Raw genomic sequence first — 16,918 nt, 5'->3', positions numbered from 1 at the left:
AGGCAAGGCGGCGGCTAGGCCGCCTTGCCCAGCCTCTTGCTGCTGACCGCCATGGCGAATTCCGCCACGGCCTCGATTTCTTCATGCTGGTCGAACAGTGCCGGCGAGCCTTGGCCGGCGATGGTCAGGGCTACCGCGTCCGGCCGGCGCCGCACCATTTCCTCAAAAGTCTCGCGTCGCACTTGATCGGTCAGTTGCGTGCGCAGCAGCATCAGCGGCGTCCCTTCGAGCGCGTCGAACAATGGCCATTGCGCCGTCAGCACATCGTCGAAACTGAAAGCCTCGAGCGCGTCGATCAGCCGTTGATCGTGCAACGGCCATGCCCGACCGCGCTTGTCGAGAAAATGGCTGCGCGCCATCATTCTATCGAGCTGGCTTTCACTGCTGCCGGGATAATCGCCCAGCAGCATTTTGCGGAACCCCGCCGTCACCGCCTTGGCGCCCCGCAGGCTCTCGACATGCTTGAGATTATTGCGCAGCCGCACGATGCCGCGTGAATCTGTGACCGGCCCAGCATCGAGCAGTACCACGCCCGCGACCAGTAGCGGATGCGCCGCCGCGAGGGTCATGGTCACCTGCCCACCATAGCCCTGGCCGATGAACGTTGCCCGCTCGATACCCAGCGCCATCAGCACTGATGCCACATTGCGAGAATCGCGCGGGGAGCCGTAATCGTCGGCGCTGGCCCGGTCGCTGCTGCGCCCGCGTCCGGGCAGGTCGATCAACACGACCGGCCAGTTGCCACCGCCAACACGCTGAAAATAGTCGGTAAATTCGGCAAAATCCGTCATATTTCGCTGATAGCCCGGCACGCAGATCACCGGTATTCGCCGGCTCGACAGCGTCCCGCTCACATGCACGGCCGCCTGCAGGCCGCCGTCCCCCAGCGTCACCATCCGCACCGGCAGTGCCGCAAAGCTCGGATGATCGGCCGGAAATTTGCGTGTCTTGAACATAGGCGAACACTCGATTGCCCCGCCATTTACCGGCAGCGGGCATCGGTCCTCAAGCGCAAACTGTGTTTGCAAGCTCTTCTCATACCCGATGTTGGACGCACGGGCCTCTCACCCCGCTGTCCTTCCCGCGGACTTGATCCGCGGGCCACTATCAGCATGGCACAAGCGGCCCGTGGCCCGCGGGAAGGTCGGTGGATGGGGAGGGATAAAGCCACGGTGAATTAAGCAAATAGGCGAAGCAGCAGACCGTTCAGCCAGCCGAGGAACCCACCTTCACTCAATCGTCCGCAACGCCTGCGTCATCGTCATCCCGGTGTCGCCAAGCCGCTGCCGGTACACCAGATAATTCCCCAGCACCCGCTGCACATATTTGCGCGTTTCCTGGAACGGGATCAGCTCAACCCAGACCACCGGATCGACATTGTCGGCGCGCGGGTCGCCATAGGCGGCAATCCATTTGCTGGCATTGCCCGGCCCGGCATTATAGGCCGCCGCCGCCAATAGCAGCGATCCCTCATAGCGCTGCAATTGCTTGCCGAGATAGGTCGATCCCAGCAGCGCATTGTAGGCCGGATCGCTGGTCAGCCGCGCCGCCGAGTAGTCGACGCCGACATCGCGGGCCGTGTCCTTGGCGGTGCCCGGCATTAATTGCATCAGCCCCATCGCTCCCGATACCGAAACCGCATCGATCTGGAACATCGATTCTTGCCGGGTAATCGCGTAAACCGCCGCCCGATCAGCGTTTAGGGGAACGTCTGCCGCCAACCCATCCTTGGGAAAGCTGAACAGGTCGAGGGCAAAGCCTTGCTTGTCAGCATCACTGGCTATGGCGATGGCCAGATGATGCGCGCCGATTTCCTGGGCCAGCCGCGCCGCCAGCAGCAATTCGCCGCCGCTTTTCAGCCCCGCCGCATGGTTGCGCAACAGCGGCACCGCCCAGATGCCGTGCCCATTGGCCGCCAGCAGCTTCACGGCCCGCACCACCTCGTTGGCCGAAAACAGTGTCTCGCTATCCTGCCAGGCGGGCAGGGGCCTGATGCCCGCCCCGGTTTCGCCCAAAGCCGTCCGCGCCAGCAAACCGTAATAAACCGTGCCATGCTCCGCCGCCGCGGCATACGCCGCCTTGGCGCCAATGGCATCGCCCAGCGCCAGATCGGCCCGCGCCAGCCAGTAATTGGCCTGCGACACCGTATCGGGCAGCGTCGAATGCGACGCCATCTGGGTAAAATGCGCCTTGGCGCTCGCCGCATCCTTGAGAAAGGACAGGGCGATGAAGCCCGCGTGGAAATGCGCTTCAACCATTCGGCCCTCAGGCCCGTTCGTGTACCCCGCCGCCGCTTTGTAGGCGAGTTCCGGCTTGCCCACATTGAGCAGTGCCCGCGTCAGCGTCCGCCGCTCATACCACCACTCGGCGGCGTCGGGCAGTTCGCCCTTGGCCTTGGCGAGCCAGTCCACCGCGCTGTCCCACAGCTCGAACTGCCGCGCTCTTTGCGCCCGCGAAAAAATGAACACCGGGTGGCTTTGCATTGCCGGATCGACATTATCCAGCAGCTTCTTGGCGTCCGCGTCGTTGCGCGATACCGCCGCCCGCGCCACCACCAAGCTCTTTTGCGCCGCCGTCAGGAACGGCAACAGCCGCTCGCTGGCCGCCGCCCGATCATTCATCATCAGGTGCACCGCCCGCGCCCAATGCGTGTCGCGATCCAACAGGCCGCCCAGGCTATCCAGCGCCAGTTTTTCCTGTTCCACCGTCAGGAAATTATCCACCCACAGGCTGCGCGCTAGCGTCGTGGCCCGCGCCGTCTGCCCGCTGGCGACATAGGCCTGCGCCAGCATGATCTGCGCATCGACCGTATTGGGCACCGCCCCACCCAGTTGCGCAATGACCTCTGCGCCCGCCGGCTTCGCCTTGGTTAGCGACTGCTCCAGCCGCGTCTTGTAGATCTCGGCCGAGGCAAAGCCCGGCGCATCCGCGGCAAAGCGCGCAATGCTGGAATAATCAATGTCCCCGCCATGAAAATAGATCGCCGCCCACTGCAGCGCCCGGCGCTCGGTGTCATTGGGCAATGCCCGCGCCAGCACATAGGCATCCGCCGCCTTGCCACCATCCAACACGGCCAGCGCCGCCCTGAATTCCGGCGATCCCGCAGCGTCGGGCACAACGACGCTCGCGGCCCTGATCGAGCCGGTGGTGGTCATGTCGACAGGGTCGTCAGTGACCGCATGCGTGAGTGGGGCAATACTCAGGAAGCCCAAAACCGCAGCGAACACGCTGGCCCGAAGGCGAGTGTCCATAGTGCCGTCCTGCTGGTACTCGTTACGTCATCCAGCAAGGGCCCCATCCTTGCGGTTAACCCAAAGTTACCCTATCTAGGTGAACAATAGGTTTCGCGCCGATGATCCGTGCTGGCTGTGGCGTGCTTGTCCTTGTGATGGCGTCCAACAAAAAGTATGGTGCGCCGCGTTAATCGGCGGCCCATCACTGGGTTCTGCCATCCCGCCACGGCTGAACTGTGGCATATTCAATGAGGATTTTCCGACCATGCTGAGAGGCTCTATCACGGCGCTCATGACCCCCTTCGTCAACGGAGCGGTGGATGAGAAAGCCTTCTCGGCCTTTGTCGATTGGCAGATCACCGAAGGCAGCCATGGCCTCGTGCCAATGGGAACGACGGGCGAAAGCCCCACCGTGTCCCATGAGGAGCATCGCCGCGTCGTCGAAATCTGCGTCGAAGTCACCAACAAGCGCGTTCCGGTGATCGCCGGGGCCGGCTCCAATTCCACTGCAGAAGCCGTCGCGCTGGCCCGCTTCGCCGAAGAGACCGGTGCCGATGCCGTGCTGTCCGTCGTGCCCTACTACAACAAGCCCAACCAAGAAGGGCTGTTCCAGCACTTCTCGGCCATCGCCGGCGCCGTGGGCATTCCGATCATTCTCTATAGCGTCCCGAGCCGCACCATCGTCGATCTCACCGTCGATACCATTGCGCGTCTGGCCGAAGCGCATGACAACATTGTTGGCGTCAAGGACGCCACCGGCAGCCTTGAGCGGACGACCGCGCAGCGCAACAAGCTGGGCAAGGACTTCATCCTGCTGTCCGGCGACGACAGTACCGCCCTGGGTTTCAACGCCCATGGCGGCCATGGCTGTATCTCGGTGACCGCCAACGTGGCGCCACGCTTGTGCTCGCAGCTGCAGGAGCTGTCGCTGGCCGGTGACTTCGTCGGTGCGCGCGCCATCAATGACAAGCTGGCCTACCTGCACAAGGACTTGTTCATGGAGCCCAATCCGGCGCCGGCAAAGTACGTCGCCAACCGGTTGAACCTGTGTGCCAACGAACTGCGCCTGCCGCTGGTGCCGATTGGCAAGGCGACTCGCGACGCGATGGATTTTGCAATGGCCCATGCGGGGCTGATCTAGGTAGAGTATGGCCGGTCCCAAGAACGACAAAGCCAAGAACGGCGTCATCAGCCACGGTCTCGTGGCTGAAAACCGCCGCTCGCGCTACGATTATGCCATCGGCGAGACCATGGAAGCCGGTCTCGTGCTGACCGGCACCGAGGTCAAATCCCTGCGCCTGGGCAAGGCGCAGATCACCGAGTCCTATGCCTCGCCCGAAAAGGGCGAGTTGTGGCTGATCAACGCCCATATCCCGGAATATCTGCAGGCCAATCGCTTCAACCACGAGGAAAGGCGTCCGCGCAAACTCCTTGTTTCCAAGAAGCAACTCGCCCAGCTGGGCGAGGAAGTTTCGCGTGCCGGCAACACCATCGTGCCGCTCAAGCTGTTCTTCAACGACCAGGGCCGCGCCAAGGTCCTGATCGGCATCGGCAAGGGCAAGAAGAACTACGACAAGCGCTAAACCGAACGCGACCGCGACTGGAATCGCGACAAATCCCGCATCATGAAGAATGGTGCGCGGGAGTAGGGGACTTACTCTCGTGGCTAGAGGCTCGCAACGCTTGCATGTCACCCTGAGACATTAACGAGCCAACCCGCTTTCCCACCACCGGCCCTTCCCGCGGACTTGATCCGCGGGCCTTTCTCCATTCGCATTGTGTTGCGAGAGACCCGCGGATCAAGTCCGTGGGTGGATGGAGTATCAAATCGTAGAAGCCGCGAAGAGGAAAGTTTATTCCTCGTCCGGAACCACAGGCGCTACAGGCGAGACCGGCGCCACCACCGGCCGCGTGCTCGGCGGCCGCCCCACAGATTTCGCCAGTTCCGCGACATCCATGAAAAAGTCCGCCTGCCGCCGCAGGTCATCGGAAATCATCGGCGTCGAGCTGGTCAGCGTCGACACCACGGTCACGCGCTTGCCCTTGCGCTGCAGCGCCGCCACCAGCGCAGTGAAGTCGCCATCGCCCGAAAACAACACCATGTGATCGTAGAACGGGGCCAGCTCCAAGGCATCGACACACAGTTCGATGTCCATATTGCCCTTGATCTTGCGGCGGCCACTGGCGTCGGTGAATTCCTTGGCAGGCTTGGTCACTACGGTGAAGCCGTTATAATCCAGCCAGTCGATCAGCGGGCGAATTGACGAGTATTCCTGGTCTTCGACCAGCGCGGTGTAATAATTGGCCCGCAGCAGATACGCCTTAGCGCTGAATTCGGCCAGAAGTCGGCGATAGTCGATGTCCACGCCGATGGCCTTGGAGGTCGCGTACAGATTGGCCCCATCGATGAATAACACGATTTTTTCGCGGGGATCGATCGCCATACGAACTCCTAAACGGCCCTGCGGGTCCAAAAACTCAATGGCAACAATGCCTTGTGCCGTAATAAATTCCGCAGAAGACTTTAACTGGCTATTGGTATTGGCACATTTGAACCATTCTACGCAAGTTAACTCCGCGATAGGGTGTCACGCCTCTGACGCAGGGCAGGGGCATCATCACCGGTTAAGCCAAACCTTGTGTCTGTCGGCTCCCTCGTGTAAGGGAACCCTTCATCCCCCAAAGTGTGGAGACGTCCGTGGCCCGCGTCACCGTTGAAGACTGCATTGAAAAGATCGAAAACCGTTTCGATCTCGTACTCATGGCCGCCCATCGCGCGCGCATGATTTCGTCCGGCGCCCAGATCACCGTGTCGCGCGATAACGACAAGAATCCCGTTGTCGCCCTGCGCGAAATCGGCGATGGCGCCATTTCCCCCGATGACCTGCACGAGGATCTGATCCACTCGCTGCAGAAATATGTCGAGGTCGATGAGCCCGAACAGCACGCCGCGCCAATGATCGAAAACGACAGCAACGACGATTCGCTGAGCTTCGACACCATGAGCGAAGACGAACTCCTGCGCGGCATCGAAAGCCTCGCGCCACCGGAACGTCGCGACGACTGATTTTTTGCAGTCTGTTGAAATCAACACCCTCGGCCTCGGCCGGGGGTGTTTTGTTTTTGGCCGGTTGCTCCGCGCACCCCCACCCATCCTCCCCCATCATGGGGGAGGTGCCGTCTGGCGTGTTGAACTCCATAGAGTCACTAGTGTGGAGAGACACCTCCCCCTTGATGGGGGAGGCAGGGAGGGGGTGACCGGTTAGCTACAATCCACCCGTAACACCCCACAGGGCGGCTAACTCAATTCCCGCCCTTCCCACTGTTTTCCCAAAGCGCTAAGCTCGTTCCAAGAGTGAGCGGCACCCAATCCCATGATGCGTCAGTACGAACTCGTCGAACGCGTCCAGGCGTATAACCCGGACGTCGACGAAGACCTTTTGAACAAAGCCTATGTTTACGCCATGCAGAAGCATGGCTCGCAAAAGCGTGCCTCGGGCGACCCCTACTTCAACCATCCCCTTGAAGTTGCCGCCATTCTAACCGAGCTGAAACTCGATGACGCCTCCATCGCCGTGGGCCTGCTGCACGACACCATCGAGGACACCGACGCCACCCGCGCCGAAATCGACCAGCTCTTCGGCCCCGAGATCGGCGCCATCGTCGATGGCCTGACCAAGATCGAGCGCCTCAACCTGGTCTCCCGCGAGGAGGCCCAGGCCGAGAACTTGCGCAAGCTGCTGCTGGCCATTTCCCAGGATGTCCGCGTCCTCCTGGTCAAGCTCGCCGATCGCCTCCACAACATGCGCACCCTGCAATACATGCCGCCCGAAAAGCGCACCCGCATTGCCCAGGAAACCATGGATATCTATGCCCCGCTCGCCGGCCGCATGGGTATGCAGGACATGCGCAACGAGCTTGAGGACATCTCCTTCAGGATCCTGCAGCCCGATCACTACAATGCCATCACCGAGCGTCTCGACGAGATGCAGGCCGAATATCGCGAAACCATCTCGACAATTTCGACCGAACTCAGTGAACGCCTCGCTACCGAAGGCATCTCGGCCCGGGTCAAGGCGCGCGTGAAGTCGCCCTATTCCATCTTCAACAAGATCGAGCGCAAATCCATCGCGCTGGAACAACTCTCCGACATGATCGGTTTCCGCGTCATCGTCGGCTCGGTCGAGGAATGCTACCGCACTGTCGGCGTCGTCCACACCAAGTGGAAAGTCGTGCCCAACCGCTTCAAGGACTATATCTCGGTCCCCAAGCACAACGATTACCGCTCCATTCACACGACGATCGTCGGCCCCGGCCGCCAGCGCGCCGAACTGCAGATTCGCACCGAGGAAATGGACAAGATCGCCGAATACGGCATCGCCGCCCACGCCCTCTACAAGGACGGCGCCTCCGCCGATCTTAATCGCCTTGAGAACGAATCCCAAGCCTACGGCTCGCTGCGCACCACCATCGGCCACCTGACCGCCGGCTCATCCACCGAGGATTTCCTCGAATATACCAAGCTGGAGCTGTTCCAGGACCAGGTGTTCTGCTTCACCCCGCGCGGCCGCCTCATTGCGCTGCCACGCGGCGCCACGCCCATCGATTTCGCCTACGCCCTGCACACTGATATCGGCGACACCACCGTCGGCGCCAAGATCAACGGCGCTATCCTGCCGCTGGTCACCCAGCTCCGCAGCGGCGACGAAGTCGAAATCATCCGCGACCAGAACCACTTGCCCCCCAGCAACTGGATCGGCATCGCCGCCACCGGCAAGGCCCGCGCCGCCATCCGCCGCTCGGTCCGCAACGCCGCCAATCAGCGCGCTTTTGCTCTGGGCGAGCACGTCCTCTCGATGATGCTAGAGCGCGAAGGCGTTTCCCTCGACGACAGCGAGGCCAAAGCGCTCGCCGAGTCGCTCGGCGTCACCAGCCGCCGCGAACTGCTGATGGCCGTTGGCGAGGGCAAGATCGGCAGCGAGCCACTGGCCAATGAGCTGGCGCGCATCAAGGGCCTGCGCAAGCGCCGCCGCAAGCTGGAACTACCCGTCGCCGACACCGCCGACGGCTGGTTCGCGTTGCGCTCGACCGACCTGTTTCGCTTCCGGGTTCCCGGCGGCCAGAAGCCCGGTCCGCGCGCCAAGCTGGCCATGCGCCAGCTCGATTTCCACACCGAGGTGCAGGTCTCCAGCGAGGGCGTCGTTCCCGGTGATCGCCTCGTCGGCATCATGCAGCCGGATATGCCCATGCTGGTCTATCCGATCCATTCGGACGCCCTCAACGAGATGCACGACCAGGACGTCGCCTGGGTCGATGTCCGCTGGCATCCGAGCAGTGAGGACAAGCTCTATGCCACCGTCATCACCATGGAGTCCGTCAACAAGCCCGGCTCACTAGCGCAGATCACTTCCGCCATCGCCGCCTGCGACGCCAACATCAATAATCTAGTGATGCGGATGATTTCGCCCGATTTCCACCAGATGATCTTTGAAATCGAGGTCCGCGACCTTGCGCAACTGACCGATGTTCTGGCAACGCTCAAGCGCAGCCCCGGCCTTTCCTCCGTCCAACGTGCCGGCGTGCGCGAAGCCGGCATGATTTCGACGCTGGAATGGGACGGTCAGGTCGAACGGAGAGACGACAATGAATAAAGACGAAGTGCTCGCCATCTTCCGCGACTGCGGCGCCATGCTGGAGGGTCACTTCATCCTGTCGTCCGGCCTGCGCTCGCCGGTCTTCCTGCAAAAGGCCAAGGTTTTCCAATACGCCGCCCAGACCGAAAAGCTCTGCAAGGCACTGGCCGAAAAAATCCATGCCGAAGGCTACGGCGACGTCACCAAAGTCGTCTCCCCCGCCATCGGCGGCATCATCCCCGGCTACGAAACCTCCCGCCACCTCAATGTCCCCGCGCTCTACACCGAGCGCGTCGACGGCAAGTTCGAGCTGCGTCGCGGCTTCGAAATCTCCGCCGATGACAAGGTTATCGTCGTCGAGGATATCGTCTCCACCGGCCTGTCCATCCGCGAATGCGTCGCGGCCCTGCGTGCCATCGGCGCCAACGTCATCGCCGCCGCCTGCCTCATCGACCGCTCCGGCGGCGAAGCCGATGTCGGTGTGCCGCTGGTCTCACTGATCCAGTTCAAGGTCCCCGCTTACCCCGCCGACCAGCTCCCACCCGAACTCGCCGCCATCCCCCCCGTCAAACCCGGCAGTCGCGGCATTCAGGGGGTCAAATGATCATCGGCTTCGGCTCCGACCTCTGCCAGATCGGCCGCGTGGAAAAAACGCTCGAACGCTACGGCGAGCGCTTCACTCAGCGCTGCTTTACCGAGATCGAGCGCCGCAAGTCCGATCGCCGCGCCCAGCGCGCCGCCTCCTATGCCAAGCGCTTCGCCGCCAAGGAGGCCTGCTCCAAGGCCCTCGGCACCGGCCTTAGTTTTGGCGTTTATTGGCGCGACATGGGCGTCGTAAACCTGCCATCGGGCAAACCGACCATGCATCTGACCAATGGCGCGGCCAAAGCGCTCGCCCGCCTTGTGCCGCCCGGCCATGTTCCCCACATTCACCTGACCATCACCGACGACGCCGGCCTCGCGCAAGCGTTCGTGATCATCGAAGCGCTGCCAATTGACCAGACCCCCGCAACGCTCTAACCGTCTGCAAGCACCGTTTCGGGGATATCAATGAGCCAGTCCGCACCAAAAACCAGCAAGAAGTCCGCGACTAACGAGTGGTGGGATACCATCGTGGTCGTGGTCGAGGCGCTGCTGATCGCCATCGTGCTGCGCTCCTTCCTCTACCAGCCGTTCTCGATCCCCACCGGCTCGATGCAGCAGACCCTGATGATCGGCGACTACTTCGTCGCCAATAAGTGGGTCTGGGGCTATGGCAAGCACTCGTTCTCGCTCGGCCGCTACGGCGATTTCACGCTGCTGGATTTTGAACTCCCCATCAATGGGCGCATCTTTGGCCGCGACCCAAACCGCGGCGACGTCGCCGTGTTCCGCCCGGTGCCGCAGAACATCGAATACATCAAGCGCGTTGTCGGCCTTCCCGGCGATCGCATCCAGATGAAGGCCGGCCGTCTCTACATCAACGACGTCATGGTCGAGCGCGAGAAGGTCGGCACCATCATCGATACCGATAGCACCGGCGACGACCGCCAAGTGACCGTTTATAAGGAAACCTTCCCGGAAGGCACGACCCACATCATCCAGGAAATCTCCGACGACGCTCAGCTCGACAATACCCAGGAATACGTCGTCCCCGCCGGCCATTTCTTCATGATGGGCGACAATCGGGACCGCTCCGCCGATAGCCGCGTGCTGCAGTCGGTTGGCTATGTCCCCGCCACCAACCTGATCGCGAAAGCCGAAGCCACCTTCTTCTCCATCACCAACAATATTCCACCCTGGCAGATCTGGCAGTGGCCCGCCAACGTCCGCTGGGACCGTATGTTCCAGAACGTCAACAACTACACCCCACGCGTTACCGGGCAGTGAGCCAGCGCGCCCGGTCCCATTCAGGTCTGGAACAACGGCTAGGCTATCGCTTTGCCGACCCGGACCTGCTTGACCGCGCGCTGACCCATTCCAGCGCTCTCTCGCCCGCCAAGCGCATCGAGCGCTCCTACCAGCGCCTCGAATTCCTCGGCGACCGCGTGCTTGGCCTCGTCGTCGCCGATATGCTCTATCGCCGCCTGCCCAAGGCCAATGAGGGCGAACTCTCGCGCACCCTCAACACCCTGGTGCGCAAGGAAACCTGCGCCATCATCGCCCGCCAGCTCAATCTCGGCGCGGCCATGATCCTCGGTACCAGCGAAGCACGCACCGGCGGCGCCGAAAAGGAAGCCATTCTGGGCGACGTGGCCGAAGCCGTCATCGGGGCCATCTATTGCGATGGTGGTCTGGGCAAGGCCTATGAGTTCGTCGAGCGCATGTTCGGCGACCAGCTGCTTGAAGGCCAGCCCGACCGCGCCGATGCCAAGACCACGCTGCAGGAATGGGCCCAGGCCCGCGGTCTCGAACCGCCCGCCTATATCCAGTCGGCCCGCACCGGCCCCGACCACGCGCCCGAATTCACCATTACCGTAGCGCTCGGCGAGTTTCCCCCGCTCAGCGCCAGCGGTCCGTCCAAGAAGATTGCCGAACACAAGGCCGCCGAGGCCTTCCTCATCGCTCAAAACGTCTGGAAAACCCCCGCATGAACCAATTACCTCTCGTCGAAACCTCCTGTGGCTTTATCGCCCTCGTCGGGGCGCCCAATGCCGGCAAGTCGACGCTGCTCAATTCTCTCGTGGGCACCAAGGTCTCGATCGTCACCCACAAGGCGCAGACCACCCGCAGCCAGGTCCGCGGCGTCGTCACCCTTGAGGACAAAAAGGCCCAGCTCGTCTTCATCGACACGCCCGGCATTTTCGCGCCCAAGCGGCGGCTCGATCGCGCCATGGTGGATAGCGCCTGGGGTGGGGCAGGGGATGCCGACATCGTCGCCTTTATCCTTGATGCCGAAAGGGGTTTGGGCCCGGATCTGGAATCTCTTCTGGAAGGTCTGGCCAACGTCAACCATCCCAAAATTCTCATCCTCAACAAGGTCGATGCGGTCAAGCGCGAGCACCTGCTCAAGCTCTCCGAGACCATCAATGCCAAGCTGCGCTTCGAAGCCACCTTCATGATTTCGGCGCTCAAGGGCGACGGCGTGCCGGACTTCATGGATTGGTGCGTCAAGCACATCCCGCCCGGCCCCTGGCATTTCCCCGAGGATCACCTGACCGATCTCACCATGGCCATCACCGCCGCCGAGATTACGCGCGAAAAGCTGTTCCTGCGCATCCACGACGAAATTCCCTACAATTCCACCGTCGAGACCGAGAGCTTCAAGATCCAGAAGGACGGCTCCTACAAGATCGACCAGGTCATCTACGTCACCCGCGACACTCACAAAAAGATCGTGCTCGGCGCCGGCGGCCAGACCATCAAAACCATAGGCCAGGAATCCCGCAAGGAACTGATGGAGATGTACGAAGTCCCCATCCACCTCTTCCTCTTCGTCAAGGTCCGCGAAAAGTGGGGCGACGACCCCGAACGCTACCGCGAAATGGGGCTTGAATACCCACACGGAAAGAATTGAGCGAGCTGCTCTTCCTATTCCTCTCCCCATCGGGGAGAGGTCGGATCGGCACAGCCGATCTGGGTGAGGGGGAATCTCTCCACACCCATAAACCCTGTGAGTGCCCCACGCTCCCCCTCATCCGGCGCTTCGCGCCACCTTCTCCCCGATGGGGAGAAGAATAGATGGAATGGACCGGCGAAAGCCTGTTGACCGGTGTGCCGCCCCTCATATCGTCCCGACTGGTCCGTAATTGGCCATATCGGCCTCAATTCCCAACCGGGCGATAAACTCTTGCGGGTTGAACCCGCTGGCACGGCGCTCCTCCTGCATTGCCGCCTTGGCGTTCTGGAAAGCCTCGACATTGTCCCATTCCACTATTGTAACGAAGTTGAAGCGGTCGGACCCTGATTGAACCTCCAGCACCAGGTTTTGTCGGCATCCGGCCTGGCCATCGAGGAAATCCTTGGTCTCGTTGAGCTGGTTGAGGAATTGCTGGCGCGCGGCGTCTGGCACGCTGAACTTGTCGATGCGATAGATCGAGCCGTAGTGTAGTTGTGAGGGCGTCTTCATGGTGTCTCCATCCGTTAAAGTGGCACTTGGGCAGTTCGATACCGTCCCCAAGAGTATTTAATTGACAACAAGTTGTCTTATTGGTAATATATTGTCAATATGAAATCCGATGCAGCGCATGCAACATCGATGGCCTTGAGTGGTCTGTTTCTGGAAATCTTCCGTGCCAATGGAAGGCTTGTTGCTGCGGGCGACAAGCTGGTCTCCCCTCTGGGTCTGACCAGCGCACGGTGGCAAGTGCTCGGGGCGGTAGCCATGTCTAGCGCCCCGCAGCCGGTCGCCCACCTTGCCGGCGATATGGGATTGGCTCGGCAGGGTGTGCAGCGGATCGTCAATGAATTGGCCGACCAGGGCTTGCTCGCCTTTGAGGATAATCCGCGCCATCGGCGCGCCAAGCTCGTCCAGCTTACCGCCGACGGAAAAGCGATCATGGCCGCGGCGGCCAAGGTGCAGAGGCCGTGGGTGGACGACCTCGCCGCAGACCTTGATGCGGGCAAGATCGCAATTGCCGCCGAGGTCCTAAAAGCACTGTGGAACCGGCTGGATGAGGAGCCGGGCGTTGACGGAACGCTCGAGCAAGACTGAATGGAATGGACCGGCGAAGGCCTGCTGATCGGTGTGCGCCGCCACGGTGAAACCAGCCTTATCGCCGAGGCCATGGTGGTTGGCCGCGGCCGCTGGCTCGGCCTCGTGCGCGGTGGCCGCGCCCCCAAGACCGCCGCCATCTTCCAGCCCGGCAACACTGTCCAACTGGTTTGGCGCGCCCGCCTCGAAGATCACCTCGGCACCTTTTCAACCGAACTGCTCACCGCCCGGGCCGCCGACCTCATTGCCGACCGGACCCGCCTCTACGCCAGCCAGCTGATCTGCGAACTCCTTCACCTGCTCCCCGAACGCGATCCCCACGACCGCCTCCTCGGCATGGCCCTTAACCTGCTGGATTCGGCCCCCGACGGCGCCGCCATCGCCCGCTTCGAACTCGCCGTGCTCGACGAACTGGGCTTCGGCCTTGATCTCACCAGCTGCGCCGCCACCGGTGTCACCACCGACCTGACCCACGTCTCCCCCAAATCCGGCCGCGCCGTCTCCCGCGGCGCCGCCCAGCCTTACCTCGACCGCCTCCTGCCACTCGCCGCCTGCCTCACCCACCGCGGCAACGCCTCCCCCGACGACATCAGCAATGCCTTCCGCCTCACCGGCCATTTCCTCGAGATGCACGTCTGGGGCCCTCGCGATATCGCGGCCCCTTCAGTGCGCGACGCACTGATCGTCAGCCTGACCAAGCACCACGATTGAGCCGTCCAAACTCGCTTTAGAATGGGGGAAACTCCCCATAATCCGGGCGTTTGGCGTGTATCTCAACGCCCCGTCCGCTATAGTCCAATCCTGATTCGTTCTCACGAGACCTCTCCCCATGGCCGCATCCGATACCCTTCCTCCCGCCGACGATCAGCGCATCGTCGATCTGCGCGCGGCGTTGGAAGAGCGGTATCTGTCCTATGCGCTCTCCACCATCACCCAGCGCGCGCTCCCCGATGCCCGTGACGGCCTCAAGCCGGTCCATCGCCGCATCATCCATGCCATGCGCCTACTCAAGCTCGATCCGAACCAGGGCTACAAGAAATCGGCCCGCATCGTCGGCGACGTAATCGGTAAATTCCACCCGCACGGCGACCAGTCGATCTATGACGCCTTGGTCCGCCTCGCCCAGGATTTCGCCCTGCGCTACCCGCTGGTCGATGGCCAGGGCAATTTCGGCAATATCGACGGCGATAGCGCCGCCGCCATGCGCTACACCGAAAGCCGCATGACCGACGTGGCCACGCGCCTGCTCGAAGGCATCACCGAAGACGCCATCGATTTCAAACCCACCTATGATGGCGAGGACGAAGAGCCCGTCGTCCTGCCCTCCAACTTCCCAAACCTGCTCGCCAACGGCTCCACCGGCATCGCCGTGGGCATGGCCACCTCTGTGCCGCCGCACAATCTCGTCGAGCTCTGCAATGCCGCGCTCAAGCTGATCTACAATCCCGCCGCGACCACCGAGGAACTGATCCATCAGGACCTGTCGAGCCCGCTCAGCGCCGACGATCTGGTGCGCGGCCCCGATTTCCCCACCGGTGGGCAATTGGTCGAAACCCGCTCTGCGATCGTCAATGCCTACGAAACTGGCCGCGGCTCGTTCCGCTTGCGCGCCGTCTGGGAAAAAGAAGAAAAGGGCCGCGGCGTCTATCAGATCGTCGTTACCCAGATTCCCTACGGCATCCAGAAGTCGCGCCTGGTCGAAAAGATCGCCGAACTCCTGCTTGCCAAAAAGCTGCCGCTGCTCAAGGACGTGCGCGACGAAAGCGCCGACGACATCCGCCTGGTGCTGGAGCCGCGCGCCGGCACGGTCGACGCCAATATCCTGATGGAGCAATTGTTCCGCACCACCGATCTCGAGGTGCGGTTCCCGCTCAACCTCAACGTGCTCGACAAGGGCACCGTGCCCCGCGTCATGAGTCTCGGCGATGCCCTGCGCGCCTGGCTCGATCACCGCAAAATCGTGCTGCAGCGCCGCACCAGCCATCGTCTCGAACAGATCGCCAACCGCCTCGAAGTGCTCGAAGGCTACATCATCGCCTATCTCAACCTCGACGAGGTGATCCGCATCATCCGCGAGGAGGATGAGGTCAAGCCCATGTTGATGAGCACCTTCTCGCTCACCGACAACCAGGCCGAGGCCATCCTCAACATGCGCCTGCGCTCCTTGCGCAAGCTGGAGGAAATCGAGCTTCGCAAGGAGCACAGCGACCTGACCGATGAAAAGGGCCGTCTCGAGCTGCTGCTGGCCTCCGACAAGCGCCAATGGGGCGAAATCTCCAAGCAGGTCGAGGCACTCAAAAAAGCCTATCCGATGTTCGACGCCAATGGCGCGCTGCATCCGCTCGGGGGCCGTCGCTCCATGTTCGGCGACATGCCTAGCGCCGACCACGCCGAAGTCACCGAAGCCTTCATCGAACGCGAGCCGATCACCGTCGTGCTCTCCGAAAAAGGCTGGATTCGTGCCCTCAAGGGCCACAATGCCGAGGTCGACGAGAAGGGCTTCAAGGCCGGAGATCGCCTCAAGCTCAGCCTGAATGCCCAGACCACCGACAAACTCCTGCTGCTGACCACCGGCGGCAAGGTCTATACCCTGGGCGGCGACAAGCTGCCCGGCGGCCGTGGTCAGGGCGAACCCGTGCGCATCATGGTCGATATCGAGGAAGGCCAGGATATCCTCGACCTGTTCCTCTATCGCCCCGGCACCAAGCGCATCATCGCCTCCGCCGCCGGTTATGGCTTCATCGTTTCGGAAGACGAAATGATCGCCAATACCCGCAAGGGCAAGCAGATCCTCAATGTCACTGCGCCCGAGGAAGCGCGACTGCTCGTGCCTTGCGAAGGCGACCGCGTGGCAGTGATCGGCGAGAACCGCAAGATGCTGGTGTTCCCGCTCAGCCAGCTCGCCACCATGAGTCGCGGCCGCGGCGTGCGCCTGCAGCGCTACAAGGATGGCGGCATTTCCGACCTCAAATGCTTCTTTGCCGCCACGGGCCTCACCTGGACCAACAGCTCGGGCCGCACCTTCACCAAGCCAGCCGAAGAGCTGACGGACTGGATCGGCGATCGCGCCGCCGCCGGTCGCCAGCCGCCAAACGGCTTTCCGCGCAACAACAAGTTCGTTGGCTAACCCTGTCCGATCTGCTTCTGAAAGCTCTCACATGATCCGCCACTGCGTGTTCTTCCGCTTCCGCCCTGAAGTGCCACAGGCCGAGCGCGCCGCCATCTATGCGGGGCTGGGCGCCCTGGTCGGTCGCATTCCCGGGCTGCTTTCGGCAAAGTTCGGCCCCAACACTTCGCCCGAGGGAGCCGGGCAGGGCTTCAATGACGGTTTCATCATGGACCTTGCCGACGCTGAGGCGCGTGAGGTCTATCTCGCCGATGCCGAACATCAGCAGGCCGGAGCTCGGCTGGTTGCAGCG

Annotated in this window: 17 protein-coding genes; 13 read left to right on the top strand and 4 right to left on the bottom strand. The window is 62.2% G+C overall.

Annotated features, from left to right (window positions below; translation table 11 throughout):
• Positions 1–14: 14 nt before the first annotated feature.
• Positions 15–956, bottom strand: coding sequence for an alpha/beta hydrolase (locus JWP26_RS11880; protein WP_299727607.1), 942 nt, complete (start codon positions 954–956; stop codon positions 15–17).
• A 273-nt stretch (positions 957–1,229) separates the two neighbouring features.
• Positions 1,230–3,251 carry a lytic transglycosylase domain-containing protein gene (locus tag JWP26_RS11875; RefSeq protein ID WP_299727604.1) on the bottom strand — a complete coding sequence of 674 codons (2,022 nt, stop codon included), beginning with the start codon at positions 3,249–3,251 and terminating at the stop codon, positions 1,230–1,232.
• A gap of 247 nt (positions 3,252–3,498) precedes the next feature.
• Here JWP26_RS11875 and dapA point away from each other — a divergent pair, with 247 nt between their 5' ends.
• Both dapA and smpB read left to right on the top strand, forming a co-directional pair.
• The gene (gene dapA, locus JWP26_RS11870; RefSeq protein ID WP_299727601.1) at positions 3,499–4,374 is read left to right on the top strand and encodes a 4-hydroxy-tetrahydrodipicolinate synthase; all 876 of its coding nucleotides are present in this window, start codon (positions 3,499–3,501) and stop codon (positions 4,372–4,374) included.
• A 7-nt stretch (positions 4,375–4,381) separates the two neighbouring features.
• Positions 4,382–4,816, top strand: coding sequence for an SsrA-binding protein SmpB (gene smpB, locus JWP26_RS11865; RefSeq protein ID WP_299727598.1), 435 nt, complete (start codon positions 4,382–4,384; stop codon positions 4,814–4,816).
• A 270-nt stretch (positions 4,817–5,086) separates the two neighbouring features.
• On the opposite strand, the gene JWP26_RS11860 is transcribed toward smpB, so the two are convergent.
• On the bottom strand, positions 5,087–5,677 hold the full coding sequence (locus JWP26_RS11860; RefSeq protein WP_299727595.1) for an NYN domain-containing protein: 591 nt from the start codon (positions 5,675–5,677) through the stop codon (positions 5,087–5,089).
• A gap of 254 nt (positions 5,678–5,931) precedes the next feature.
• Here JWP26_RS11860 and rpoZ point away from each other — a divergent pair, with 254 nt between their 5' ends.
• The 7 genes from rpoZ (at position 5,932) to era (ending at position 12,362) form a co-directional block, all read left to right on the top strand.
• Positions 5,932–6,300 (top strand): DNA-directed RNA polymerase subunit omega, encoded by a 369-nt coding sequence (rpoZ, locus tag JWP26_RS11855; protein ID WP_299727592.1) that lies wholly within the window; start codon positions 5,932–5,934, stop codon positions 6,298–6,300.
• 307 nt (positions 6,301–6,607) lie between these two features.
• On the top strand, positions 6,608–8,884 hold the full coding sequence (locus JWP26_RS11850; RefSeq protein ID WP_299727589.1) for a bifunctional (p)ppGpp synthetase/guanosine-3',5'-bis(diphosphate) 3'-pyrophosphohydrolase: 2,277 nt from the start codon (positions 6,608–6,610) through the stop codon (positions 8,882–8,884).
• On the top strand, positions 8,877–9,470 hold the full coding sequence (gene pyrE, locus JWP26_RS11845) for an orotate phosphoribosyltransferase (protein ID WP_299727586.1): 594 nt from the start codon (positions 8,877–8,879) through the stop codon (positions 9,468–9,470). Before JWP26_RS11850 ends, pyrE begins: the two co-directional genes overlap by 8 nt.
• On the top strand, positions 9,467–9,886 hold the full coding sequence (acpS, locus tag JWP26_RS11840) for a holo-ACP synthase (RefSeq protein WP_299727583.1): 420 nt from the start codon (positions 9,467–9,469) through the stop codon (positions 9,884–9,886). Before pyrE ends, acpS begins: the two co-directional genes overlap by 4 nt.
• A gap of 30 nt (positions 9,887–9,916) precedes the next feature.
• Positions 9,917–10,735: a signal peptidase I gene (gene lepB / locus JWP26_RS11835; RefSeq protein WP_299727580.1), complete on the top strand. Its 819-nt coding sequence runs from the start codon at positions 9,917–9,919 to the stop codon at positions 10,733–10,735.
• On the top strand, positions 10,732–11,439 hold the full coding sequence (gene rnc, locus JWP26_RS11830) for a ribonuclease III (RefSeq protein ID WP_299727578.1): 708 nt from the start codon (positions 10,732–10,734) through the stop codon (positions 11,437–11,439). The genes lepB and rnc overlap by 4 nt, the downstream gene beginning before the upstream one ends.
• Positions 11,436–12,362 (top strand): GTPase Era, encoded by a 927-nt coding sequence (gene era / locus JWP26_RS11825; protein ID WP_299727575.1) that lies wholly within the window; start codon positions 11,436–11,438, stop codon positions 12,360–12,362. Before rnc ends, era begins: the two co-directional genes overlap by 4 nt.
• 207 nt (positions 12,363–12,569) lie before the next feature.
• Here era and JWP26_RS11820 read toward each other — a convergent pair whose 3' ends face one another.
• Entirely contained in the window at positions 12,570–12,914 is a 345-nt protein-coding gene (locus JWP26_RS11820) for an antibiotic biosynthesis monooxygenase (RefSeq protein WP_299727572.1), read from the bottom strand.
• A gap of 99 nt (positions 12,915–13,013) precedes the next feature.
• On the opposite strand from JWP26_RS11820, the gene JWP26_RS11815 reads away from it, so the two are divergent.
• From JWP26_RS11815 to JWP26_RS11800, 4 genes are all read left to right on the top strand, one after another.
• Positions 13,014–13,499: a MarR family transcriptional regulator gene (locus JWP26_RS11815; RefSeq protein WP_299727569.1), complete on the top strand. Its 486-nt coding sequence runs from the start codon at positions 13,014–13,016 to the stop codon at positions 13,497–13,499.
• On the top strand, positions 13,500–14,210 hold the full coding sequence (recO, locus tag JWP26_RS11810; RefSeq protein ID WP_299727566.1) for a DNA repair protein RecO: 711 nt from the start codon (positions 13,500–13,502) through the stop codon (positions 14,208–14,210).
• 118 nt (positions 14,211–14,328) lie between these two features.
• A complete protein-coding gene (gene parC, locus JWP26_RS11805; RefSeq protein WP_299727563.1) occupies positions 14,329–16,626 on the top strand; it encodes a DNA topoisomerase IV subunit A in 2,298 nt (765 codons plus the stop codon).
• A gap of 31 nt (positions 16,627–16,657) precedes the next feature.
• On the top strand, positions 16,658–16,918 hold a 261-nt coding region (locus JWP26_RS11800), incomplete at its 3' end, for a Dabb family protein (protein WP_299727560.1).

The organism is Devosia sp., assembly GCF_028290435.1.
Taxonomy (GTDB): domain Bacteria; phylum Pseudomonadota; class Alphaproteobacteria; order Rhizobiales; family Devosiaceae; genus Devosia.
Note: the sequence above shows the minus strand (reverse complement) of the source record. Positions and strands in the feature narration are given on the sequence as shown.